Source organism: Streptomyces sp. NPDC025721 (assembly GCF_055558595.1).
Window position 1 is genome coordinate 39,445 of sequence record NZ_JBVHMF010000036.1, and the last position, 21,278, is coordinate 60,722.

22 protein-coding genes and 1 pseudogene are annotated in these 21,278 nt (G+C 71.5%); 12 read left to right on the forward strand and 11 right to left on the reverse strand.

Going from position 1 to position 21,278, the window contains the following annotated elements:
- Window positions 1-23: 23 nt before the first annotated feature.
- A complete protein-coding gene (locus ACZ4EF_RS33480) occupies window positions 24-515 on the reverse strand; it encodes a peptidylprolyl isomerase (protein ID WP_355334835.1) in 492 nt (163 codons plus the stop codon).
- Window positions 516-922: 407 nt separating this feature from the next.
- On the opposite strand from ACZ4EF_RS33480, the gene ACZ4EF_RS33485 reads away from it, so the two are divergent.
- The 5 genes and pseudogenes from ACZ4EF_RS33485 to ACZ4EF_RS33505 all read left to right on the forward strand — a co-directional run bounded on the left by ACZ4EF_RS33485 (window position 923) and on the right by ACZ4EF_RS33505 (window position 4,726).
- Window positions 923-1,324 (forward strand): ATP-binding protein, encoded by a 402-nt coding sequence (locus ACZ4EF_RS33485; RefSeq protein WP_355334838.1) that lies wholly within the window; start codon window positions 923-925, stop codon window positions 1,322-1,324.
- A 170-nt stretch (window positions 1,325-1,494) separates the two neighbouring features.
- On the forward strand, window positions 1,495-2,190 hold the full coding sequence (locus tag ACZ4EF_RS33490; protein ID WP_467507885.1) for a class I SAM-dependent methyltransferase: 696 nt from the start codon (window positions 1,495-1,497) through the stop codon (window positions 2,188-2,190).
- A 40-nt stretch (window positions 2,191-2,230) separates the two neighbouring features.
- Window positions 2,231-2,818 carry a DinB family protein gene (locus ACZ4EF_RS33495; protein ID WP_391162606.1) on the forward strand — a complete coding sequence of 196 codons (588 nt, stop codon included), beginning with the start codon at window positions 2,231-2,233 and terminating at the stop codon, window positions 2,816-2,818.
- Between the two features lie 81 nt (window positions 2,819-2,899).
- Window positions 2,900-3,961 (forward strand): annotated as a pseudogene (locus ACZ4EF_RS33500) (HAD-IC family P-type ATPase); the annotation flags it as partial.
- 90 nt (window positions 3,962-4,051) lie between these two features.
- On the forward strand, window positions 4,052-4,726 hold the full coding sequence (locus tag ACZ4EF_RS33505; protein WP_355334846.1) for a Type 1 glutamine amidotransferase-like domain-containing protein: 675 nt from the start codon (window positions 4,052-4,054) through the stop codon (window positions 4,724-4,726).
- Here ACZ4EF_RS33505 and ACZ4EF_RS33510 read toward each other — a convergent pair.
- Window positions 4,710-5,738 carry an NADP-dependent oxidoreductase gene (locus ACZ4EF_RS33510; protein WP_467507907.1) on the reverse strand — a complete coding sequence of 343 codons (1,029 nt, stop codon included), beginning with the start codon at window positions 5,736-5,738 and terminating at the stop codon, window positions 4,710-4,712. The two genes, ACZ4EF_RS33505 and ACZ4EF_RS33510, sit on opposite strands and share 17 nt — an antisense overlap.
- 122 nt (window positions 5,739-5,860) lie before the next feature.
- On the opposite strand from ACZ4EF_RS33510, the gene ACZ4EF_RS33515 reads away from it, so the two are divergent.
- Window positions 5,861-6,454, forward strand: a complete 594-nt coding sequence (locus ACZ4EF_RS33515; protein WP_467507888.1) for a TetR/AcrR family transcriptional regulator — start codon at window positions 5,861-5,863, stop codon at window positions 6,452-6,454.
- Between the two features lie 142 nt (window positions 6,455-6,596).
- Here the strand turns inward: ACZ4EF_RS33515 and ACZ4EF_RS33520 are convergent, their stop codons facing one another.
- Window positions 6,597-7,535, reverse strand: a complete 939-nt coding sequence (locus ACZ4EF_RS33520) for an alpha/beta hydrolase family protein (RefSeq protein WP_467507890.1) — start codon at window positions 7,533-7,535, stop codon at window positions 6,597-6,599.
- Between the two features lie 205 nt (window positions 7,536-7,740).
- On the opposite strand from ACZ4EF_RS33520, the gene ACZ4EF_RS33525 reads away from it, so the two are divergent.
- The 4 genes from ACZ4EF_RS33525 (at window position 7,741) to ACZ4EF_RS33540 (ending at window position 11,359) form a co-directional block, all read left to right on the forward strand.
- Entirely contained in the window at window positions 7,741-8,121 is a 381-nt protein-coding gene (locus ACZ4EF_RS33525; RefSeq protein WP_467507892.1) for a MerR family transcriptional regulator, read from the forward strand.
- 250 nt (window positions 8,122-8,371) lie between these two features.
- A complete protein-coding gene (locus ACZ4EF_RS33530) occupies window positions 8,372-9,631 on the forward strand; it encodes an ABC transporter substrate-binding protein (protein WP_401720505.1) in 1,260 nt (419 codons plus the stop codon).
- Entirely contained in the window at window positions 9,628-10,521 is an 894-nt protein-coding gene (locus ACZ4EF_RS33535) for a carbohydrate ABC transporter permease (protein ID WP_355334860.1), read from the forward strand. Before ACZ4EF_RS33530 ends, ACZ4EF_RS33535 begins: the two co-directional genes overlap by 4 nt.
- A 1-nt stretch (window position 10,522) precedes the next feature.
- Window positions 10,523-11,359: a carbohydrate ABC transporter permease gene (locus tag ACZ4EF_RS33540; protein WP_401720502.1), complete on the forward strand. Its 837-nt coding sequence runs from the start codon at window positions 10,523-10,525 to the stop codon at window positions 11,357-11,359.
- Window positions 11,360-11,399: 40 nt separating this feature from the next.
- Here ACZ4EF_RS33540 and ACZ4EF_RS33545 read toward each other — a convergent pair whose 3' ends face one another.
- Window positions 11,400-12,011 carry a TetR/AcrR family transcriptional regulator gene (locus ACZ4EF_RS33545; RefSeq protein WP_467349958.1) on the reverse strand — a complete coding sequence of 204 codons (612 nt, stop codon included), beginning with the start codon at window positions 12,009-12,011 and terminating at the stop codon, window positions 11,400-11,402.
- Between the two features lie 127 nt (window positions 12,012-12,138).
- Between ACZ4EF_RS33545 and ACZ4EF_RS33550 the strand changes: the two genes are divergently transcribed.
- Together ACZ4EF_RS33550 and ACZ4EF_RS33555 are read left to right on the forward strand one after the other, a co-directional pair.
- On the forward strand, window positions 12,139-12,855 hold the full coding sequence (locus ACZ4EF_RS33550) for an SDR family oxidoreductase (RefSeq protein ID WP_401307379.1): 717 nt from the start codon (window positions 12,139-12,141) through the stop codon (window positions 12,853-12,855).
- A gap of 167 nt (window positions 12,856-13,022) precedes the next feature.
- Window positions 13,023-13,358 (forward strand): STAS domain-containing protein, encoded by a 336-nt coding sequence (locus tag ACZ4EF_RS33555; RefSeq protein WP_355334871.1) that lies wholly within the window; start codon window positions 13,023-13,025, stop codon window positions 13,356-13,358.
- 15 nt (window positions 13,359-13,373) lie between these two features.
- Here the strand turns inward: ACZ4EF_RS33555 and ACZ4EF_RS33560 are convergent, their stop codons facing one another.
- From ACZ4EF_RS33560 to ACZ4EF_RS33590, 7 genes are all read right to left on the reverse strand, one after another.
- On the reverse strand, window positions 13,374-14,036 hold the full coding sequence (locus tag ACZ4EF_RS33560; protein WP_391047733.1) for a beta-glucanase: 663 nt from the start codon (window positions 14,034-14,036) through the stop codon (window positions 13,374-13,376).
- Window positions 14,037-14,301: 265 nt separating this feature from the next.
- Window positions 14,302-14,748 (reverse strand): ATP-binding protein, encoded by a 447-nt coding sequence (locus ACZ4EF_RS33565; RefSeq protein WP_355334874.1) that lies wholly within the window; start codon window positions 14,746-14,748, stop codon window positions 14,302-14,304.
- Window positions 14,749-15,001: 253 nt separating this feature from the next.
- Window positions 15,002-15,376 (reverse strand): hypothetical protein, encoded by a 375-nt coding sequence (locus ACZ4EF_RS33570; protein WP_355334877.1) that lies wholly within the window; start codon window positions 15,374-15,376, stop codon window positions 15,002-15,004.
- A 170-nt stretch (window positions 15,377-15,546) separates the two neighbouring features.
- Window positions 15,547-15,948, reverse strand: coding sequence for a roadblock/LC7 domain-containing protein (locus tag ACZ4EF_RS33575; RefSeq protein WP_467349955.1), 402 nt, complete (start codon window positions 15,946-15,948; stop codon window positions 15,547-15,549).
- Between the two features lie 103 nt (window positions 15,949-16,051).
- On the reverse strand, window positions 16,052-16,858 hold the full coding sequence (locus tag ACZ4EF_RS33580) for a transcriptional regulator (protein ID WP_391162630.1): 807 nt from the start codon (window positions 16,856-16,858) through the stop codon (window positions 16,052-16,054).
- Window positions 16,855-17,286: a hypothetical protein gene (locus tag ACZ4EF_RS33585; protein ID WP_467350003.1), complete on the reverse strand. Its 432-nt coding sequence runs from the start codon at window positions 17,284-17,286 to the stop codon at window positions 16,855-16,857. The genes ACZ4EF_RS33580 and ACZ4EF_RS33585 overlap by 4 nt, the downstream gene beginning before the upstream one ends.
- A gap of 353 nt (window positions 17,287-17,639) precedes the next feature.
- Window positions 17,640-21,221 (reverse strand): choice-of-anchor D domain-containing protein, encoded by a 3,582-nt coding sequence (locus ACZ4EF_RS33590; protein ID WP_467349953.1) that lies wholly within the window; start codon window positions 21,219-21,221, stop codon window positions 17,640-17,642.
- Between the last annotated feature and the right edge of the window lie 57 nt (window positions 21,222-21,278).

Below are 21,278 nucleotides of genomic sequence, written 5' to 3' on the forward strand. Positions count from 1 at the left end.
CTACGAGGTCGCTGGTGGGGTGCTTACGCGACGGTGCCGGATGCGGAGATGACGACCTTGGCGGAGGGCGTGCCGCTGCGCGAGCCCTTGCCCTCGATCTGCTTGACCAGTTCCTCGCCCTCGACGACCTCGCCGAAGACGACGTGCTTGCCGTCGAGCCAGTCGGTGACCACGGTGGTGACGAAGAACTGCGAGCCGTTGGAGTTCGGCCCGGCGTTCGCCATCGACAGCAGGAACGGGCGGTCGTGCTTGAGCTTGAAGTTCTCGTCCGCGAACTTGTTGCCGTAGATGCTCTTGCCGCCGCGGCCGTCGCCGCTGGTGAAGTCGCCGCCCTGGAGCATGAAGGACGGGATGATCCGGTGGAACGCCGAGCCCGCGTAGCCGAAGCCGTGCTCGCCGGTGGCCAGCTCACGGAAGTTCCGCGCCGTCTCGGGCACGACGTCGTCGAAGAGACGGAAGACGATCCGACCGGCCGGAGCGCCGTCAATGGAGATGTCGAAGTACACGTTGTCCATGGGCACCATCCTTGCATCCCCAGCGGGAGACGCCGCGCCCAGAGCGGCCCAACACGGCAGATCCGCAGGTCACAGCCGTACCGGAGGTGCCCCAGGGCCTCCGGGGGCGTCCGGGCGCCCTCGGAAGGCCGACCGGGTCAACCTCGTCGCCTTGCCCGTGCGACCGGTGGCAAACTGCGCGGGTCCCAACTGTGGCGGATGCGTTTCGGTCATGGCACGTCGGCAAGACGCCCCGTTGACGACAGACCTGGGAAAAACGTCCGCAGGTGTCACCGCGCACCGCGGGCGACCTCCCCGGACCGTCGCCGTCCGTTGCGACCCGATGTCGAATTCCTGGAGATCAGATGGCCGCTGACAGGCCGCCGCCGGGTGGTGGGCAGCGCTCCACGCAAACGCCCCCCACCGGTATGCGAGCGCTTCGGGCCCCCTTCACGGCCGCCGCCGTACGCGCTCTGGTGCGGGAGACCGTGGCGGCCGACCCCGAGCCGTGCGATCCCAGAGCCATGGGCGACGCGGTGCTCGCCACCTCGGAACTCGCCACCAACGCCATCGTGCACGGCGGCGGTATCACCCACTGCCAGGCCCGCCTCGTGCCGCTCGGCGTCGAGGTGAGCATCGACGACCTGAGCCCCGCGCTCCCCCGCCTCACCGAACGCCCGCCGGGCACCGAAGCCCCTTACGTGGGCGGCGGATTCGGCTGGCGTCTGATCCAGCAGCTCGCCCTGAGGGTGACCGTCACCCCGCACGACCCCGCGCCCGACGGCACCCCGCGCGGCAAGCGGATCACCCTCATCCTGCCGCTGTACTGAACCCGGCGCGCGCGGCGGCCTACGCCTCCGCCGCGGCGCGCACGATTCGCCGCAGGTGGGCCCTGCTACGGCGAGTGGCGGGTGCCGCGCTGGTCGTACCGGTACACCGGCGCCAGGTCCGTCACCATGGCGGCCACCTCGCCGAGATAGTCCGGCAGCCCAGGACCGCCGTGGAGCATCACCACGGGCGTCCGCCGCGTGGTGTCCCCCAGCGCCGTCCACCGCAGCCGCGCCACTACCGGGCGCGGGCGGGCGAGTACGACCGGACCTACGCGCAGTACCAGGAGCTGCGGGACCTGCTGGAGGTGGTCGACGAACTCCCCATCACCGGGGACGTGCTGGAGTTGGCCTGCGGGACGGGCCAGTGGACCCCGAGGCTCGCGGCGCGGGCACGGTCGGTGACGGCGGTCGACGCGGCGGCCGAGGTGCTGGCCATCGCCCGTACCCGTACCGCGTCCTCCACCGTCCGGTTCGTCGAGGCCGACGTGTTCGCGTGGCAGCCGCCGCGCCGCTACGACACGGTCTTCTTCGCCTTCTGGCTCTCCCACGTCCCGCCCGCCCGGCTGCCCGGGTTCTGGAGCACCGTCGCCGCCGCGCTCGCCCCGGGCGGCAGGGCCGTCTTCGTCGACGACGGCCCCGGCGCGGCGACGTACGAGGACGTCCTCACCGGCCATGCGACCCCGGCGGCGCTGCGCAGGACCGACGACGGCGGTCGGTACCGCATCGTCAAGGTGTTCCACGACGCCCGGACGCTCACCGACGACCTCACCGCGCTGAAGTGGTCGGTCAGCGTCCGCACCAGGGCCGGGTTCCTCGTCGGCGTCGCGGAACCGCCGCCCGGCGCGGGCCCCGCACCGACGGCGTAAACGGCGTGACCGGTGGTCGGGCGGGCGCGAGACTGGCCGCATGACCGTTACGGATGCCAAGACCGACCTGCGCTTCTACCTCCAGTCCGCGCGCGACGCCCTGCTGTGGAAGCTGGAAGGGCTCTCGGAGTACGAAGTGCGCCGCCCGATGACGCCGACCGGCACGAATCTGCTGGGCCTGGTGAAGCATGTGGCCAGTGTGGAGTTCGGCTACCTCGGCGACACCTTCGGGCGGCCCTCGGGCGAGCCGTTGCCCTGGCTCGACGCGGGGGCCGAGGCGAACGCGGACATGTGGGCCGCCGCCGACGAGTCACGCGAGTACATCGTGGGCCTCTACCACCGGGCGTGGGCCCAGGCGGACGCGACGATCGACGCGCTGGCCCTGGACGCGACCGGCCGGGTGCCGTGGTGGCCCGACGGCCGGGACGAGGTGACGTTGCATCACGCCGTGGTGCGGGTGATCTCCGATACCCACCGGCACGCGGGGCACGCGGACATCCTGCGCGAACTCACCGACGGCGCGGTGGGCATGAACGAGAACAACGGCAGCCTGCCGCCGGGCGACGCGGCCTGGTGGGAGAACCACCGTGACCGCCTGGAGCGGGCGGCCCGGGAGGCCGACGCGTAAGGCCGTAGGACCGTCCTTCACCGACCGCCCGGCGTCACGGCACGCGCGCGGCCTCAGTCGGCCGCGACCGCCTCCGGCAGGTCCACGATGCCGCCGCTGCTGTCCGCGATGGCCAACGCCGGCCGGCACGGGGTTCTCGTCAAGTCGGCCGTCGTGATGGAGCGCCTCGGGCAGACCGACAGCGTCGCGCTGGACAAGACCGGCACGCTCACCGAGGGGACGCCCCGCGTCACCGACATCCGGCCGCTGCCCGGCAGCGGCCTCGAAGCGGACGCCCTGCTCCGGCTCGCCGCGTCGGCCGGGCACCCGAGCGAACACCCGCTGGCCCGCGCGGTGGTGGACGCGGCCCGCGAGCGCGGCCTTCCGCTGTCCGCCGCCGACGGCTTCACCTCGGCCCCCGGCCAGGGCGTCACGGCCACCGTCGGCGGCCGCACGGTCCAGGTCGGCTCCCCCGGCCGCCTCCTCCCCCTCGGGACCGGCGAGGCGGCGCAGGGCGGGCTGCGGGACGGGGTGCGCGAGGCAGTGCGGGAGGTGGAGGCCGCCGGGCGTACGGCCGTCGCGGTGCTGCGCGACGGTACGCCGCTGGGAGTGCTGGGCATCGCGGACCGGCTGCGCCCGGACGCCGCCGCCACCGTCGCCGCCCTCGCCCGTATGACCGACCTCCCCCCGGTCCTGCTGACCGGCGACAACGTACGGGCCGCCCGGCAGTTGGCCGCAGAGGTCGGCATCACCGACGTACGCGCCGGCCTGCTGCCACAGGACAAGGCAGCGGCCGTACGCGCGTGGGAGGCACGCGGTCGCAAGGTGCTGGTCGTCGGCGACGCGCCCGCGCTGGCCGCCGCACACACCGGCGTCGCCATGGGCAGGGCCGGGTCCGACCTCGCGCTGGAGACCGCCGACGCCGTGGTGATCCGCGACGAGTTGGCCACCGTCCCGGCCGTCGTGAAGCTCTCGCGCGCCGCCCACCGTCTGGTGATCCAGAATCTGACGATCGCCGCGGTCTTCATCGCCGCCCTGGCCGTCTGGGACCTGACCGCCGCTCTCCCGCTCCCCCTCGGGGTCGCGGGTCACGAGGGCTCCACTCTCGTCGTCGCCCTCAACGGGCTCCGGCTGCTGCGCGACACCGCCTGGACCCGGCCGTGAGGTGGCCGGTCTCGGCGCGCCTGCTCTGCCGACAGCGGGTGTGTTAGCGTCGCTCGCTCACTTTCACAGAGCGATCAGTGCGGGGGCGTCATGAAGCTTCTCCTTACCGACTCCGGTGTCAAGAACGCCAGCATTCTGGCGGCGCTCCTCGATCTCCTGGGCAAACCGATCGCCGAGGCCAACGCCCTGTGCATTCCCACCGCCGGGTACGGGGGCCCGTACGGCGATCCGGGCGGGCCGTGGCGTTTCATCAGCGGACAGTCCCTTCACCCCATGACCGGGCTGGGCTGGAAGTCGGTCGGCGTACTGGAGCTCACGGCGCTGCCCGGCATCGACAAGGAGCGGTGGGTCTCCTGGGTCCGGGAGACGGACGTCCTGCTGGTGAACGGCGGCGACGCGCTGTACCTGTCTCACTGGATGCGGGAGTCCGGCCTGGCCGACCTGTTCCCCTCGCTGCACGACACGGTCTATGTGGGGCTCAGCGCCGGGAGCATGGTGCTGACTCCCCGCGTCGGGGAGCACTTCGTCGCCTGGCAGCCGCCCACCGGTGACGACCGCGCCCTGGGAGTCGTCGACTTCTCCCTTTTCCCGCATCTCGACAGTCCGGGCTGCCCCGAGAACACCATGGCCGAGGCGGAGCGGTGGGCCGCCGCGCTCAAGGCCCCGGCGTACGCCATCGACAACCAGACCGCCATCAAGGTGACCGACGACGGCGTCGAGATCGTCTCCGAGGGGAACTGGAAGCTGTTCAACGCGGCGCCGTGACCTGCTCGACCGTGAGCACGATCTTGCCCTGGAGGTGTCCGCGGGCGGCCCGTTCATGCGCCGCCCGCGCGCGGGCGAGCGGGAAGGTGCTGTCGACGGCGACGCGTACCGTGCCCGCGTCGAGCAGGCGTCGCAGTTCGGCGAGTTGCGCGCCGTTCGAGCGGACCTGGGCGGTCGAGACGGTGACGCCCAGCCTCGCGGTCTCCTCGGCGTCGAAGTCCCCGGGAAGCACGGGGAATTGGGCGCCGCCGCGCTTGAGGGTGCGCAGGAACCGCCTGCTGTCGGGGCCGCCGACGGCGTCGAGTACGAGGTCGACGTCGTGCACCAGCTCCTCGGGACGGCTCTTGGTGTAGTCGATGAACCGGTCGGCGCCGAGATCGCGCAGGAACGCCTCGTGCGCGCCGGACGCCACGGCGGTGACATGCGCGCCCTTCCACTTCGCCAACTGCACGGCGAAGTGCCCCACGCCGCCCGCGGCGCCGTTGACGAGCACCTTGCTGTCGGCGTCGAGCGGCGTCGGGCGGTGCCGCGCCGCCTGGAAGGGCGAGGGGTGGTCGTGTCCTGCCTCGATGAGGAACTGCCACGCCGTGAGCCCGGCCATGGGCGCCCCGGCGGCGTGCACGTGGTCGATGCCGGACGGCTTGCGCGCGAGGTCCGACGCGGGCGCGGCCACGTACTCGGCGTAGGCGCTGCCGTGGAAGCCGGGGAAGCGCAGAAGACCGAAGACCTCGTCGCCCACGGCGAGGTCGTCCACGTCCGGAGCGACGGCTTCGACGACACCCGACACGTCCGTTCCCGGAACGGCGGGCAGCCTGACGGTCGACTCCGGCTCCCCCGGCACCGAGGTCAGCCCGCCGCGCAGGTACCAGTCCGGAGGATTGACGCCCACCGCGTGGACGCGGACGAGCACCTCGCCCGGTCCCGGTTCGGGAATAGGCACCCGGTCCTCACGCAGCACCTCGGGGCCGCCGTGCTCGTGCAGCCGGATCGCCCGCATCGTGTCTGACGGCATCTTCGTGGGCATCGTCGTCTCCTGCCCCCACCGGGGGATACGCTGAACGGATCAGTGGTCCATCTATCCGAACCACTGATCCGAATATATGGACCACTGATCCGGATAGTCAAGAGGGACCCATGCGCGCCGACGCCAGGAAGAACCGCGACCACCTGCTCGACGTCGCGGGCGCCGTCATCGCCGAGCACGGTGTCGACGTCTCGCTGCGCGACATCGCCCGCAGGTCAGGCATGGGCCTGGCGACACTGCTCCGGCACTTCCCCACCCGGGAGGCCCTGCTCGAAGCCCTGCTCCACACGAGTTTCGGTGAACTGACGTCGCGGGCGGCCGACTTGGAGACACAGGGGTCACCCGAGGACGCCCTCGTCTCGTGGCTGCGCGACTGCGTCGCCTGGACGACCGAGTACCGGGGTGTGACCGTCCTGATGGCCGCCGCCATCGAGGACACCGAATCCGCGCTCCACGCCTCGTGCGTCACCCTGCGCGCGGCCGGAGCGCGGCTCCTCACCCGCGCCCAGGCGGCGGGCGTGGCACGCGACGACATCGACGGCGCCGACCTGTTCGCCCTCGTCGCCATGCTCGCCTGGCTCGGCGACCAGCCCTCCCTCGCCCCCCGCGCCGACCACCTCTTCGACGTGATCGCGAGCGCGATCCTCACGAGCGCGGACAGCGCCGACACCGGTCGGCAGCCGCGCCCCCCGGTCCTCGGCTGAGGCCGTCGCGCCGGGGTCCGCGACGGGCTGGTCCGCACGTGTCACCGTCCACGCGGGCTCGGCGATGCCGCCGCACAGGAGCGGGCCGTCAGCGGATCAGCGGCGTCGCCGCGATCGTCGGAGGCGGCCCGGCGCCTACGGGTCACTTGGACTCCAGGTGTCCCAGGGGGTGGGCGGCGGCGAGGACGGAGCGGGCCGTCTCCCAGTCGGTGTGGTCGTCGCCGGTGATGTGGCGCAGGTAGGCGAGGGTGACCTGCTGGACGAGAGCGACGCGGCCGGGGTCCTCGTCGGTGGTCTCGGCCGACCGGTAGCCGGAGATGCCGCCGAGGAAGTGCTCGCCGCCGCGGACGGTGAGCAGGCTCTTGTCGCCTCGGCTGAGCGTGTAGGGGTCGGTGGTCCACGCAGGACCCCGGGTCGAGAGGGGGAGGTCGTCCTGGTCGCCCGCGACGACGAGTCCGGGGGCGGTGATGTGGGAGAAGTCCTGGTCACGGAGCCAGGGAAGGTGCTCGTGGGCGAAGGGGGTGAGTTCCGCGCCGCCCTTGCCCGCGGTGGCGAGCTGGACGCTGGCCATGACCCGCGGGTCGGACAGGTCTTCGGCGAGGCCGGTCCGCGGGTCCTTGACGCGCAGCCCCACCAGGATGCCCGCGGTCTGACCGCCGAAGGAGTGTCCCGCCGCGACGACACGGCCGTGGTCGGTCCGGCCCGCCAGGCCCGGCACGGACGCCTCCAGCGTTCCGAGTTCGTCCAGCACGCGCTTCATGTCCTGGACGCGGTAGCGCCACAGGTCGGGCGTACGGGGGTCGTCCCCGGCGAGGCCGAAGCGCTTGGAGTCCAGATGGGTGGCCTGGACGGTCACGAAGCCGTGCGCGGCCCAGTGGTCGACCAGCGGCGCGTAGCCGTCCAGGTCGGAACCGAAGCCGTGCGCGAACAGCACGATCGGCAGGCGGGTGCCGGTGACCGGGGCGGAGATCCGTACCCGCAGGTCCGCGCCTCGGTGCGGGGCGGGCAGGACGAGCGGCTTGACCGAGACGGTCGGGGTGGGCGCGGGGCCGGTGAGGCCGGTCGCCGAATACGTGGTCATGCGTGTCTCTTTCGGAGGTGCGGGCGTGCGGGGGTGCGAAGGTGCGGGCGGGCGGGCATGCGTGCGGGCGGGCGTGCGGTGGCTCGGGAAGCGGGGCTCTCCGGGAGAAAACTCCGGGAGAAGGGCGCATTGGTTACGCTAAAACCTGACGTTGACGTCAAAGGCAAGTGGCTGTGACGCGGATCGCAGGGACGTGGAGTGGGACATGCGCATCGGGGAACTGGCTCGTCGCACGGGCGTCCGCACCAGGGCGCTGCGGTATTACGAGGAGCAGGATCTGCTGGTCTCCGAGCGCAGCGACAGCGGCCAGCGCCACTACGCGGAGGCCGCGGTCGACCGGATCAATCTGATCCGGGAGCTGTACGCGGCCGGTCTGTCCAGTAAGACCATCGCCGCGCTCACGCCCTGCGTCATCGACGGCCGGGCCACGCCCGAGCTTCTGGATCGCCTCACCGTCGAGCGTGATCAGATCGACCGGCACATCGCGGATCTGACACACACCCGCGACCGGCTCGACTCGGTCATCGCCGGTGCCTCCGTGAACCTGCGCACCGGCGCGTCCTGCCGACAGGACACGTCCGGCTAACGGTGTCGCGCCGGTCCCGCGGTGGCACTCTTCATCCCCCCATCGCCCGCCGACTGACAAGCGGCCTGGTGCGATTCCAAGGTGCGACGGTGACGCCCACGCGCCACGCGGACGACCGCGCAGAGTGCCCGCGCCGCCACCCAGGGTGCCGCCACGTTGGCGCAATGTCGCTGTCGTAATTCCCCTGCATGGTTGGTGCATGGTCCAGCGCGAAGATCGCCGGGACCCACTCTGACTAGGGGGATACGCAGTGACGCTCAGCCGCAGACAACTGCTCGGTACCGGAGGCAGCCTGGCCCTGACCGGTGCGCTGGCCGCCGCCTGCGGGTCGAACAGCGGCCGGGACGACGGGGGCGGCAAGGGCGGCAAGGTCACCTTGCAGCAGTGGTACCACCAGTACGGCGAGGCGGGTACGGAGCAGGCGGTGCGCCGGTACGCCGACGCGTACACCGCGGCGAACGTCAAGGTGCAGTGGCGGCCCGGCGACTACGACCAGCAGACCGCCGCGGCGCTGCTCACCTCGTCGGGACCGGACGTCTTCGAGGGCGGCCCGACGCTGGACCAGATCCAGGGCGGTCAAGTGGTCGACGTCACCGACCTGGTCGGCCCGGTGAAGGCCGACTTCAACCCGGCCGTGGTGACGACGTACGGGGACAGGATCTGGGGTGTCCCGCAGGTCATCGACATGCAGCTCCTGTACTACCGCAAGAGCCTGCTCACTGCCGCGAACATCGCGCCGCCGACCACGCTTGACGAACTGGTCGACGCGGCGGCGAAGTTGACCACCAAGAAGGTCAAGGGGCTGTTCCTGGGCAACGACGGCGGCGCCGGGGTGCTCGGCGGTACACCGCTCTACGCCGCCGGGCTCAGCCTGGTGACCCCGGAGGGCACCGTCGGCTTCGACGACCCGGCCGCCGCCCGCACTCTGGCCAAGTTCCACCGGCTCTACGCCGACAAGTCGCTGCTGTTGGGCGCGCCGACCGACTGGTCCGACCCCTCGGCGTTCATCCAGGGGCTCACCGCGCTCCAGTGGTCCGGACTCTGGGCGCTGCCCGCGGTCAAGAAGGCCCTGGGGGACGACTTCGGGGTGCTGCCGTTCCCGAAGGACGGCGCGGCGGGCAAGCCCACGGTGCCGGTCGGCGCGTACAGCTCGGCCGTCAACTCCCGCAGCAAGCACCAAGCCGAGGCCAAGGCGTACATCAAGTGGCTGTGGATCGACAGGACCGAGTACCAGGAGGACTTCGCGCTCTCCTACGGCTTCCACATCCCGGCCCGGATCTCGCTGGCGAAGAAGGCGGCCAAACTGCGGGAGGGCGCGGCGGCCGACGCCGTCTCGTACGCCACCGACCACGGCTTCTCGCAGCCGCTGTTGTGGACACCGGCCAGCCAGACCGCGTACCAGGACGCGCTGAGCCGCATCATCAAGGACGGCGCGAACCCCGACACGGAGCTCAAGTCGGTGGTGCGCAAGACCAGTTCCGAATTGCAGCGGGTCCGGAAGAAGTCGTGAGACACCGCACTCTGTGGTTCTGGGTCTTCGTCGGACCATTCGCCGCCGGGCTCGCGCTGTTCACGTACGTGCCGCTGTTGTGGAGCGTCTATCTGAGCTTCTTCGACGCGCACAACACGGTGTCCCCGCACCGCTTCGTGGGCCTGGGCAACTACGCGGACGTCCTCGGCGACCAGGCGTTCACCGACAGCCTGCGCACCTTCGGGGTGTTCGCGCTGTTCATCGTGCCCGCCACCTACGCGCTCTCGCTCGCCCTGGCGCTGATGGTGAACCGGCTCCGGTACGCGCAGGCGTTCTTCCGTTCGGTGTTCTTCCTGCCGGCCGCCTGCTCCTATGTGGTGGCGGCGCTGATCTGGAAGCTGTCGATCTTCAACGGTGTGCGGTTCGGCCTGGCGAACACCGTCCTGGGCTGGTTCGGCGCCGACCAGACGGCGTGGCTGTCCACCACCCACCCGCCGTGGTACTGGCTGGTGATCGTGACCGTACGGCTGTGGTTGCAGGCCGGGTTCTACATGATCCTCTTCCTCGCCGGACTCCAGCGCATCCCGGCGCAGTTGTACGAGGCGGCGGCGGTGGACGGCGCGCGGCCCGGCTGGCAGGTCTTCCGCCACATCACGTTGCCCCAACTGCGGGCCACCTCGGTGGCGGTGGCGCTGCTGCTGGTCATCAACGCCTTCCAGGCGTTCGACGAGTTCTACAACCTGCTCAGCGACTCCCGCGGCTATCCGCCGTACGCCCGGCCGCCGTTGGTGTACCTGTACACCACCGCGCTCGGGCGGGGGCAGAACCTGGGCGTGGGCAGCGCGGGCGCCGTCGTCCTCGCGCTGATCATCGCGGTGGTCACCGTCGTCCAGGCCCGCTGGTTCGGGCTCGGCAGGAGGGAGGACTGACATGGAGCAGGCCCTGCTCAGATTCGGGCGCGCGGTGCGCCTGGTGCTGCTCGTGGTACTCGCGCTGCTGTTCCTGATCCCGTTCTACCTGCTGGTGCGCAACGGCCTGTCGGCCGAGCAGGACATCACCTCGCCCGAGTGGACGTTCTTCCCCACCCACCTCCAGTGGTCCAACATCCGCGAGCTGTTCGACGACCCCGCGGTGCCGATGGCCCGGTCGCTGCTCAACTCGGCCATGATCGCGGTCACCACGACGGTGGGCACGGTGGTGCTGGCGTCGCTGGCGGGATACGGACTGGCCCGTATCCCGTACCGCTGGTCCAACCAGGTGTTCTACGCGATCCTCGGCACGCTGATGGTGCCCGCCGCGGTCACCTTCGTGCCGAGCTTCGTGCTGGTGTCCTCGCTCGGCTGGATCTCCACGTTGCGCGGCCTGATCATCCCGACGATCTTCTCGGCGTTCGCCTGCTTCATCTTCCGGCAGTACTTCCTGGGCTTTCCCGGTGAGTTGGAGGACGCGGCGAAGGTCGACGGACTCGGCTACTGGCGCACCTACTGGCGGATCGTGGTGCCCAACTCCCGGCCGGTCTTCGCGGCCGTGTCCACGATCGTCTTCATCGGCGCCTGGAACGCCTTCCTGTGGCCTCTGGTCATCGGCCAGGACACGTCGTCCTGGACGGTGCAGGTGGCGCTGTCCACCTTCACCACCGCCCAAGTGGTCAACATCCACGAGCTGTTCGTCGCGGCGGCGGTGTCGATCCTGCCCCTGCTGCTGGTCTTCCTGCTCCTCCAGCGGCACATCGTGGCGGGCATCGAACGCTCCGGCATCGACGACTGAGCCCCCGCCGGGGAGTCGCGGCGGTACCCCCGCGACCCGGTCAGCGGACGTCGCGGACCGCGGCCAGGCCGCGGTCGTAGAGGTCGAGGATGTCGCCCTCGCCGTCACCCTCGATCCAGGTCGCGGTGGCGGCGTCGAAGCAGCCGAAGGCCGTGGCGAGGACGGCGCGGACCTGTACTCGGTCGGCGCCCGAGGCTGCCAGCCTGGCTTCGAGGAGCGGGAGCAGTTCCTCCTGGCAGCGCACGCGCTTTCCGAGGTAGGCGGCGCGCAGCGAGTCGGTGCGGTGGATCAGCCGGAAGCGCTCCAGGGCCTGTTCGGGACCGGTGTGGACGGAGAGCGCGGCCTTGAGGGCGGCGCGCAGGGTCTGCCAGGCGTCGGCGTCGGCGGGCTGCTCGCGGACGGTCTCCGTCAGGAGGGTGACGAACTGCTCCTGGCTGCCGCCGATGAGGTCTTCCTTGGTGCCGAAGTAGCGGAAGAGGGTGCGCTGCGAGACACCGGCCTCGCGGGCGATCTGCGCGATGGTCGTCTCGTCGTACCCCTGCCGTGTGAACAGCCGCAGGGCGGTGTCGAGGATCTCCCGGGCCGCGAGCTGCCGCGTCCGGTCCCACAGTGTGGGCGCGGCCGGCCCGTCGCCCGTTGTTCCCTGCGTCATGACATCACCTTAGCGCGGCCTGCCATCGTGGCATTCACGCGACATTTGGCAGTCGCTGCCACGCGGGCGTACGGTGACAATCAGTGGGGCCGTCCACGCGCCCCACGCGTCGACAAGGAGAGCGACCGTGGCAGCGAAGACAGCACTCGTCACCGGCGGCACCAGCGGGATCGGCAAGGCCACCGCGGAACTGCTCCACGCGCGCGGCTACCGCGTCATGGTCACCGGCCTCGGCAGCGTCGACAGCTCCGGCCTGCCGCACGACGTGGTCGCCGTCCGGGCCGACGCCGGTTCGCTCACCGACATCGACCAGGCGGTGGAGCGGGCGCGCGGGCACCTGGGCTCCCTCGACCTGCTCCATCTCAACGCGGGCATCTCCCGGCCCGGACCGATCGAGTCCACCGACGAGGCCGCCTTCGACGCCCTGTTCGACATCAACGTCAAGGGGAACTTCTTCACCCTGCGAAAGGCGCTCCCACTGCTGAACGAGGGCGCGTCCGTGGTGTTCACCATCGGCGCGGGCGAGGGGCTCGGCGCGGCCATGACCGCCGCCAAGGGAGCGCTGCTGCCTCTGATGCGCTCGCTCGCCATCGAACTGGCCCCGCGCCGTATCCGGGTCAACGCGGTGAGCCCCGGCCTGATCGACACTCCCGCGTACGGCAAGCTGGGCATCGGCCGGGAGACGGTCGCCGCGTGGGGCGAGGACGTTCCTCTCGGCCGCGTCGGAGCTCCCGCCGATGTCGCCGAGGCGGTCGCCTTCCTCGCCTCCGACGCCGCCGGTTACATCACGGGCGACAATCTGATCGTCTCCGGCGGCATGGGGATCCACGCCCGCTCCGCCTAGCGGACGGTCCGCCGCCGCGGGCCCATCGGTTTGCGACTGGTTCCGACCGCTTGCGATCAGTTTCTGACCTGGGATCGGGCTCCACCGGCGCGCGTCGACGGGGGCGCACTCGGGTTCGCCCTGATCCGCTCTTTCCTCTCCCCCGTGACGCTGGACATACTTGTCATATGTCGACACACCACGACGCGCATAGGGACCCGGTCGTCGGCGACCTCCCGCGCATTGTCACCCCGCACGGCGACCTCGACGCGGACACGCTGGGGCCGTTGCGGCAGGAGCTGACCGAGGCGGCCGAGGCCGGCCGGGTGCTGGTGCTCGACGCCAGCGGGATCACCTTCGCCGATTCCAGCTTCCTCAATCTGCTGCTGAGCATCCACCAGCACGGTGACCTGCGAGTCGCCGCCGTGCCGCCGCAGTTGGCGCGGCTGCTCCGTATCGTCGGCGTGGACCGCGTCCTCAAGGTGTACTCGACGGCGGAGGAGGCACTGCGGGCGACGGCGTGAGCCACCGGGTCCGGATCAGCGAGTGACGGTGAGTCCGGCGCACTCCCAGTGCAGCAGGCTCGTGCGCGCGTCGGGCGGGGTGTGCCCGTACGCGCCCGCGGACACGCTGATGTTCACCACCGGCCAGGCGCGCCAGGCGGGGCCGACGCCGTGGCCGTCGCGGAAGACGACCTCGTCGTCGATGGACCAGCAGACGTCGTCGGCGTCGAAGCGGACCCGGAGTGCGAAGGGGCGGCCCGGCGCGATCACGTCGGCCGCCTCGAACCCGCCGGGGCGTACGTGGTTGGACAGTTCGAGCAGCCGCGGGTTGGTGGGGTGGTACTCGAAGAGGTCGATCTCGCCGTGGCCCGGCTGGGGGCGGCCCGCGTCGCTGTCGCGGCCCCAGGTCCAGATCGCGGGCCAGGCGCCCTGCGGGGCGTGCACCACGCACGTGGCGGTGAGTTCGTCGCCCGGCAGCAGCTCGAAGCCGCCGGGGGCGTACTCGGTCGACACCAGGTCGGTGTGCCAGACGCCGCCCGCCGCCCGCCGGGCGCGGAAGACACCCCCGGCGGTGGGGGCGTAGGCGGGGCCGATCTGGTCGAGTTTGTTGTCGCCGGGATTGCGGCCGCTCTCCGGGTAGGCGGAGGTGCGGCCCGCCGCCCAGGCCGTGCGGTCGGTGAAGGGCGCGTCGAAGACCACGCGCCGGGGGCGCCGGGGCGGCGGCGGACCGTGGGGCGGGGCCTGCGGCGGGTCATGAGGGGTCGGTTGCTGAGGGGGCGGCTGAGCCGCGTCCTGGCCGGTGGTCACGGTGCTCCTGGTGGCTCGGCGAGATCCGGCCGAGAGTTCAGGCGGGCAGCTCGCTCTGTACCCAGTGAAGATCACCGCGCGGCTCGCGAACAGGAGCGTGCAGAAGCGCGGGCGGCGCGTAACGCGTCAGCCCACGCCCCCTGACCGGGTCAGGCGCTCACGCTCCGAGGGCGACGCGCACCTTGATCCGCTTGCCCACCGGCTCGCGCCGGACGTCGAAGCCCTCGCAGACCGCGAGGATGATCTCCAGGCCGTGCTGGCCGATCCTGCCGGGCTCCGCCGCGCGCGCGAGCGGCATCGACGAGTCGGTGTCCCACACGGTGATCACCAGATCCGTGCCCTGGATCTCCAGGTTCAGCGCGCAGGGACCCGGCGCGAATTTGCACGCGTTGGTCACCAGCTCGCTCACCACGAGTTGCGCGTCGGCGACGACGACCGCGGGGATCGGCTGGGCGCGCCCGCCCGTCACACCGGCCAGGAAGTCGGCGGTGAAGGCGCGGGCCGCCGCGATCGATCCGGTCTCGCCGTCGTACGCGGCTCCCGCCCAGATGTCCTGCCCGGCCTGCTGATGCGGGCCGTTCACGGCCATCGCGCTGGAACGCATGTTCTTGCCCCTGTCCGGTTGTCCGGCACAACCGTCAGGGCTTCTGCCCCACCCCAGTCGCTTCACACCCATCTTTTTTTCGGCTTCTCCTTCTGGGCCGGACGCGGGCCTCGGACGGGCGGCGCGCTCGGGGAACGGGCAGGTGGTGAGCGGGCCGTGAACGGATGACGCGCGGAGACGGCCGCCCGGCAGGACGGCCGTCTCCAGGCGGCCCGGTGGGCACGGCCGACGGCGTACGGGCGCGACGGCCCGGTCACAGCTCCAGGTCGTTCTCGATCCGCTTCAACTGGTGCCGGGCCATCGCCAGGTTGGCGCGCGACTTGTCCAGCGCCAGGTACAGGAAGAGGCCGTTCTTGCCCCGGCCCTTGAGCAGCCGGATCAGGTGGTACTGCGAGCCCAGGGTGATGAGGATGTCCTCGATCTCGTCCTTGAGGCCGAGCAGTTCCATGGTGCGCGCCTTGGCACGGACGACGTCGGTGTTGCCGGCCGCCGCGACGTTGAGGTCGAGTTCCTTGCCCCCGCCGAGGGTGCCCAGCGCCATTCCGCTGGTGTAGTCGACGAGTGCGACGCCTATGACGCCGTCGATCGAGGTCATCGCGTCCTTGAGGGCGGTTTCGGTGTTGGCCATGATGGCTGGGCTTCCTTCCGGTCGGTTCATGTGCGGTGCTGACGTGGATGCGGTGGACGCGGTGGATGCGGTCGATGGGGTGGATGGGGTGGATACGGTCGATGCCGTTGCCGCGTCGGGGGCGGTGGGCGCGCGGTGGCGGGCGCCGCTGGTCCGGGTGGGTCGGGTGGTCATGGCGTGGGGGCGTCCTCCCGTGGCTCGGGGTCGCCGTCGACCAGGTGCGCGATGTGCGCGCCGGAGCGGCGGGCCTCCATGTGCAGCCGGCCCACGTTGACCTGCGGTCCGGCCAGGACGGTGAGCACGCAGGCGGTGCCCGCGGCGTAGATGGCGACGTATCCCTGCTCGCCGCGGACCAGCAGTTCCCGGAAGGGGCCGTGGGACGCGGTGTCGGTCAGCCGCAGGCCGACACCCAGCGCCGCGGCGGTGAGGGCCGCCACTCCCTCGGCCTCCACGGTGTCCGCCTCCTGGGCGAGCACCATGCCGTCGACGCCCGCGGCGAGCGCGCCCGTGGCGTACGGCAGCCGGGCCCGCAGCCGCCGCAGTTCCTCGCGTATCTCGGCCTCCTGCGCCATCAGATTCCTTCTCTCCTCTCTCCTTCCGACCTTCTTGTCGGCGCGTTGTCGCACGACGCGCCTCATATCTGTGCGGTCCCGGTCCTGCGGGCGGGAGTGCGCTTCACGGTCGTGCCTCCAAGGCGTCGAGGACCCTGCGGAGCGTGCCGACGTCGGGAGGTCCCGGCAGGTACCCGGCGCGGTCCGCGGTGGCCGGTGCGGATGCGGCTTCCTGTGCCCGTCCCGGTGGCCGCCCCTGCCCTGGTGGCGGTGCCGCGCGCCGCGGGGTCTCGCAGTGCCCGGCGGCGGCCAGCCGCCGTACGTCGACCAGCGCGTGGAAGGTGGGCCTGCCGAGCACGGTGGCGATGGCGGACGGGGTGCGTACCCCGTCCACGAGGTCCAGCAGGGCCCGCTGCCGACGCGGTACGGGCGGCAGGCACGCGGCCCTGCGGCGGACGACGGGGGCGGTGTCGAGCTGCGGATACGGCCACAGGGCGTCGAGGAGTCCGCGGCGGCGGCGGGTCTCGCGCTCCACCTCGGCCACCCGCACCGGGCGCACGGGGCCGAACCAGTGGACGACACCGTGCCGGAAGCGCGTGGGGCCGCTGCCCGCGGCGAGGACGAAGAAGGCGGCGTCGTAGAGCGCGCCGAGGTGGCTGATCTCCAGTTCCGCGGCGGAGATCCTGCGGTGCTCCAGGAGGTGGCGGGCGGTCCGGCAGCGGGCTCCGGCGGCGTCCACCGCCTCCTGCCACACCTCGACGGGAAGTCGGCCGCCGGCGGTCAGCAGGACGTCGATGCCGGGGGTGGCCGGGCTCTCGGCGTGCACCACGACGCCGTCCGCGAGGTAGAGCGCCCCGCTGTCCCGGAGCAGCGCGCCGGTCGCGCCCTCCTCGGCCAGGCGCAGCAGCATCGGTGACAGCGGCCCGGTCATGCCAGCACCAGCCGTTCGGCGAGGTCGCGTACGCGCATCATGGCGAGGGCGAGGTTGGCGTGCTCGCGGTCGAGCCACAGGTGCAGGAACACCCCGCCGTCGAAAGGTGCTTCGACGAAGCGCAGCAGGTGGTAGCCGGTGCGGGTGACGACGATGACGTCCTCGACCGGCAGCCCCTTGGCGGTGTCTGCGGGTCCTGAGGGAGCGGCGGGCGCGGCGGGTGCGGCGGGTCCCGTGGTCCCGCCGCGCGGTGAGCCGAGGGGTTCCGCCGGTTCGAACGCCGAGTGCTCCACGGCCATGCGCGCGAATTCCGCGGTCTCGGCCGCCGCCGTCTCGGGGTCACCGCCCGGCGCGTCTCCGACCTGTCCGAGGGAGAGCCCGCTGATCCACTCCACGAGAGCGGCGCCCCGGGCTCCCGGCAGCGTCATGGCCTCGCGCAGGCACTCGTCTATCCCGGACACCCGACTCCCCTGCGTGAGGCCGCTGTTGGCCCGCCGACGGATCGGCAGTGACCGTCACGTTACGCACGGTGGCACTCGCGCGAAGGACTTCTGGCAATTTCCAGCGGTACATGACCGCACTGGGCATAAAATGCTCCCCCTCCGTCCGGCCGTCCGCGCTTGGTCGCCGTCCCCGGAGCGCCACCGGCCCCTCGCGTATCGCACGCGAGGGGCCGGGCCGGTTGTGCTCAGGGACGCCGGCCCGGTCGGGCCGGGTCGGAGGAGGTCGAGTCGGGTCCGGGCGGGTCGGGTCGGGTCGGGTCGGAGGAGGTCAGTCCGGGTCAGGTGTTCCAGACCTGGAATTCGGAGATCTGCCCGGCGGGCCAGCCGGAGTTGGCGGTGACCGTCACCCGGAAGTACCGCGCGGTGGCCGCGGTGAAGGTGAGGGTGACCGTGTTGTTGGAGGCGGGGTCGAAGGAGTAGGAGGCCGACGACTTGAGGGTGGTGAAGGTGCTGCCGTCGGTGCTGCCCGACAGGGACAGCGTCTGGTTGCGGGCGCCCCAGCCCGCGGGGAGCTGGAGGACGACCTTGCTCGCGCTCTGCGCGGAGCCGAGGTCGACCTGGACCCACTGCGGGAAGGCGTTGTTGGCACTCTCCCAGTAGCTGTTCTGGCTGCCGTCGGTGACGTTGGAGGACCCGTAGACGTCGGAGTGGCTGGACTCGCTGGTGGCCTTGCCCGCCGCCAGGTTGGTGCTCACCGTGCCGCTGCCGGTGCCGGTCAGCGCCACGGTGGTGGGGCTGTTGGAGGCGTTCCCGCTGATCGTCAGGGTGCCGGTGCGGGTGCCGGAGGCGGTGGGGGTGAACTTCACCGCGACCGAGCAACTGGCGTTGGCCGCGAGCGACGTGCCGCAGGTGTTGGTCTGCGAGAAGTCCCCGGAGGCGGTGACCGAGCTGATCGACGCGGCGGCCGTACCGGTGTTGGTCACCGTCACGCTCTGCGCGCCGCTGGTGGTGCCGGGCGCCTGGGAGGCGAAGGTGAGCGAGGTCGGAGTGACGGACAAGGTCGCGGACGACGGGTTGGTGCCGCCGCTCGGGTAGACCTGGAGGCCGGACAACTGGGCGGCGCTCCAGCCCGAGTTGGCGGTGACGTTGATCCGTACGTAGCGGGCGGTGGCCGCGGGGAAGGTGAGGGTCACCGTGTTGTTGTTGGCGCTCGGGTCGAAGGTCTGCGCGGCGGAGGGCGACAGGGTGCTGAACGAGGTGCCGTCCGTGGAGCCCTGTACGGACAGGGTCTCGGTACGGGTGGCCCACGCCGTGGACGGCGGGAGCCGCAAGGTCACCTTGCCGACCGCGTAGTTCTGCCCGAGGTCGACCTGGACCCACTGCGGGAAGGCGCCGTTGGCGCTCTCCCAGTACGTGGACGCGTCCGCGTCGGTGACATTGCCCGCGACGAAGGTGCCGTTGGCGGAACTCGCCGTGGCCGGGCGGCCTGCGGCGATGTCGGTGCTGCTGTCGATTCCGGCGCCGCTGAGCGCGACCGTGGTCGGGCTGTTGTTGGCGTTGCTGGTCAGTGTCAGCGTGCCGTTACGGGTGCCGCCGGCCGTCGGCTTGAAGGTGACGGTCACCGCGCAGGACGAACCGACCGCGAGCGACGAGCAGTTGTTGGTCTGGGTGAAGTCGCCGGTCGCCGCGACGGCCGAGACGGTGGCCGTGGTGGTGCCGGAGTTGGTGACGGTGACGGTCTGCGGGGCGGCCGTCGCGCCGACGACCGTGCCGCCGAAGGACAGGCTCGCCGGGTTGGTGCCCAGGATCGGGCCGGGCGCGGTGCCGGTGCCGGACAGGGCGACGGTGCTGGTGTTGCCGCCCGCGCCGACGGTCAGCGTCCCGGCACGCGCGCCGGTCGCCGTCGGCGCGAATTTCACGCTGACGGTGCAGGAGCCGTTGGCCGGGATGGAGGTGCCGCAGGTGTTGGTCTGCGAGAAGTCACCGCTGGTGGTGATGGCGGAGACGGAGGCGGCCGAGCCGGTCGGGTTGGTGACCGTCGCGGTCTGGGCGGCGCTGGTCGAACCGGTGGCGACCGAGCCGAAGTTGAGCGCGCTCGGGCTGGCGGTCACGCCTTCCGCCGGGTAGGGCGGGAAGACGGGGGTGGGGAAGCCGCCGCAGAACGGGGTGCCGCTGATGCCGGAGTTGCCGCCGCCGTCGGTGACGGTGAAGTTGTTGCCCTCGCAGCTATAGATCGGTGAGCTGGCGCCGATGCCGGTGGCCGTGACGTTGGTGAACTTCGCGGCGCCGCCGGTCTGTTCCTGGAGGGCGAAGGTGCCGGCGCCCGCGATGGTCACGTTGTTGAGGCTGACCCCGCTGACGGTGCCCTCGACCCACTGCACCGCCTCGTAGGGGCTCTGCTGGATCAGCGCGTTGGTCACGTTGATCGGGCCGGTGATGGCGCCCTGGCTGCCGTCGAACCACAGCGCGCCGACGCCGAACTGCCAGTTCGGGTCGAGACTGCCCGCCCTGACCAGGGTGTTGTTGGAGATCGTGGTGGTGCCGACCGGGGTGGAGGTGAAGCGCTGGCCGACGTGGATGCCGCCGCCCTGGGCGAGTCCGGTGTCCCGTACGAGGTTGCCGCTGACGGTGTTGTCGTGGCCTCCGTAGATCGCGATGGCGTTGGCCAGGATCTGGGTCTCCACGGTGTTGTTGGAGATGGTGTCGTTGGCGTCGGCGCCGAGCGCGGCGTCGGCCCAGGTGGCGATGCCGTCGTCGCCGGTGTTGCGGATCTCGCTGTTGGTGACGGTCGAATTGGTCACTCCGCCGTGGAAGTTGACGCCGTCGGCGGTGGTGTCACGGATCCGCAGACCGCTGAGGGTCAGCTTGTCCATCGGCCCGTCCATCCAGGCGCCGACCTTCAGGTGGTCAATCCAGAGGCTGGAGACGGTGGAGTTGCTCATCGCGCCGCCGATGCCGTTGACCTGGTCGCAGTCGTTGCGCTCGCCGACCTGGCCGAAGATCGCGAAGTTGGAGAGGTGGACGTTGCTGCTCACCCCGCGATTGCCGCCGACTCCGCAACTGTCGGGCTCGCCGAGCCCGTAGAAGCCGGGCGCCGCGCCGGTCACCGTCGAGTACCACATGCCCGCGCCGGTGACGGTGACGTTGTTGACCGTGATGTGCCGGGGGATCTTGAAGGTGCCCGGCGGGATCCACACCGTGCCGCCGGGGCCCGCCGCGTTGATCGCCGCGTTGAAGGCGGCCGTGCTGTCGGCGGCGCCGGTCGCGTCGGCGCCCTGGCTGGTCACCGAGACCGAGCCGGACGGCTGCGGGAGGGCGGCGCCGACCTGCTCGAAGTCGGCGAAGTCGATGGTGGTGGCGGCGCTGGAGCCGCTGGTCTGGAGGGTGAAGGTGGTGCCGGCCGGATAGGTCTGCGGGAGCAGCCGGTGGACCTCGTCGTAGAAGTGGTGCGGGTTGCTGCCCGGTGTGTTGGTGAACGGGTAGCTGCCGTAGTACCAGCTATAGGCGTTGGTGAGGGTGAAGTCGGGCTGTGCGGCGCCGTTGATCGCGAACGACAGCGGGGCGGTGTAGACCGAGCCGCCCGAGCCGTCGGGGATGCTGTAGCGGAAGTCGATCGAGTTGGTGGCGACCGGGGTGGTGAAGGTGACGTACTTGCCGCTGCCCGAGAGGGTCACCGCCTTGCGGTACGACGCCTCGTCGGCGAGCTGTCCCGCGGCGAAACTCGGGCCGATGGCCGTGCCGTTGGTGGCGGAGTTCTCCGCCTGCACCTCGACGTAGGGAAGGCTCGCGCCGCTGCCGCCGGTGGCTGCGGCGGCCGATGCCGGTGGGGCCGCGAGGGCGATGACGCCCGCGGCGGCGATCAGCGCGGTGGTGCCTCCCACGGCGATGGTGCGCCTCAGGGATCTGATGGGCTGGAACAACGTCTGCTCCTTTTCGACACGGAATGCCGGACCTGCGCCGTGCGGACAGCCGTACGA

What these genes read in the sequence shown, in the direction of transcription:
- ACZ4EF_RS33480 (WP_355334835.1), bottom strand. Translation starts at nt 515, where the DNA reads ATGGACAACGTGTACTTCGACATCTCCATTGACGGCGCTCCGGCCGGT.
- ACZ4EF_RS33485 (WP_355334838.1), top strand. Translation starts at nt 923, where the DNA reads ATGCGAGCGCTTCGGGCCCCCTTCACGGCCGCCGCCGTACGCGCTCTG.
- ACZ4EF_RS33495 (WP_391162606.1), top strand. Translation starts at nt 2,231, where the DNA reads ATGACCGTTACGGATGCCAAGACCGACCTGCGCTTCTACCTCCAGTCC.
- ACZ4EF_RS33505 (WP_355334846.1), top strand. Translation starts at nt 4,052, where the DNA reads ATGAAGCTTCTCCTTACCGACTCCGGTGTCAAGAACGCCAGCATTCTG.
- ACZ4EF_RS33510 (WP_467507907.1), bottom strand. Translation starts at nt 5,738, where the DNA reads ATGCCGTCAGACACGATGCGGGCGATCCGGCTGCACGAGCACGGCGGC.
- ACZ4EF_RS33515 (WP_467507888.1), top strand. Translation starts at nt 5,861, where the DNA reads ATGCGCGCCGACGCCAGGAAGAACCGCGACCACCTGCTCGACGTCGCG.
- ACZ4EF_RS33520 (WP_467507890.1), bottom strand. Translation starts at nt 7,535, where the DNA reads ATGACCACGTATTCGGCGACCGGCCTCACCGGCCCCGCGCCCACCCCG.
- ACZ4EF_RS33525 (WP_467507892.1), top strand. Translation starts at nt 7,741, where the DNA reads ATGCGCATCGGGGAACTGGCTCGTCGCACGGGCGTCCGCACCAGGGCG.
- ACZ4EF_RS33540 (WP_401720502.1), top strand. Translation starts at nt 10,523, where the DNA reads ATGGAGCAGGCCCTGCTCAGATTCGGGCGCGCGGTGCGCCTGGTGCTG.
- ACZ4EF_RS33545 (WP_467349958.1), bottom strand. Translation starts at nt 12,011, where the DNA reads ATGACGCAGGGAACAACGGGCGACGGGCCGGCCGCGCCCACACTGTGG.
- ACZ4EF_RS33555 (WP_355334871.1), top strand. Translation starts at nt 13,023, where the DNA reads ATGTCGACACACCACGACGCGCATAGGGACCCGGTCGTCGGCGACCTC.
- ACZ4EF_RS33565 (WP_355334874.1), bottom strand. Translation starts at nt 14,748, where the DNA reads ATGCGTTCCAGCGCGATGGCCGTGAACGGCCCGCATCAGCAGGCCGGG.
- ACZ4EF_RS33570 (WP_355334877.1), bottom strand. Translation starts at nt 15,376, where the DNA reads ATGGCCAACACCGAAACCGCCCTCAAGGACGCGATGACCTCGATCGAC.
- ACZ4EF_RS33575 (WP_467349955.1), bottom strand. Translation starts at nt 15,948, where the DNA reads ATGGCGCAGGAGGCCGAGATACGCGAGGAACTGCGGCGGCTGCGGGCC.
- ACZ4EF_RS33580 (WP_391162630.1), bottom strand. Translation starts at nt 16,858, where the DNA reads ATGACCGGGCCGCTGTCACCGATGCTGCTGCGCCTGGCCGAGGAGGGC.
- ACZ4EF_RS33585 (WP_467350003.1), bottom strand. Translation starts at nt 17,286, where the DNA reads ATGACGCTGCCGGGAGCCCGGGGCGCCGCTCTCGTGGAGTGGATCAGC.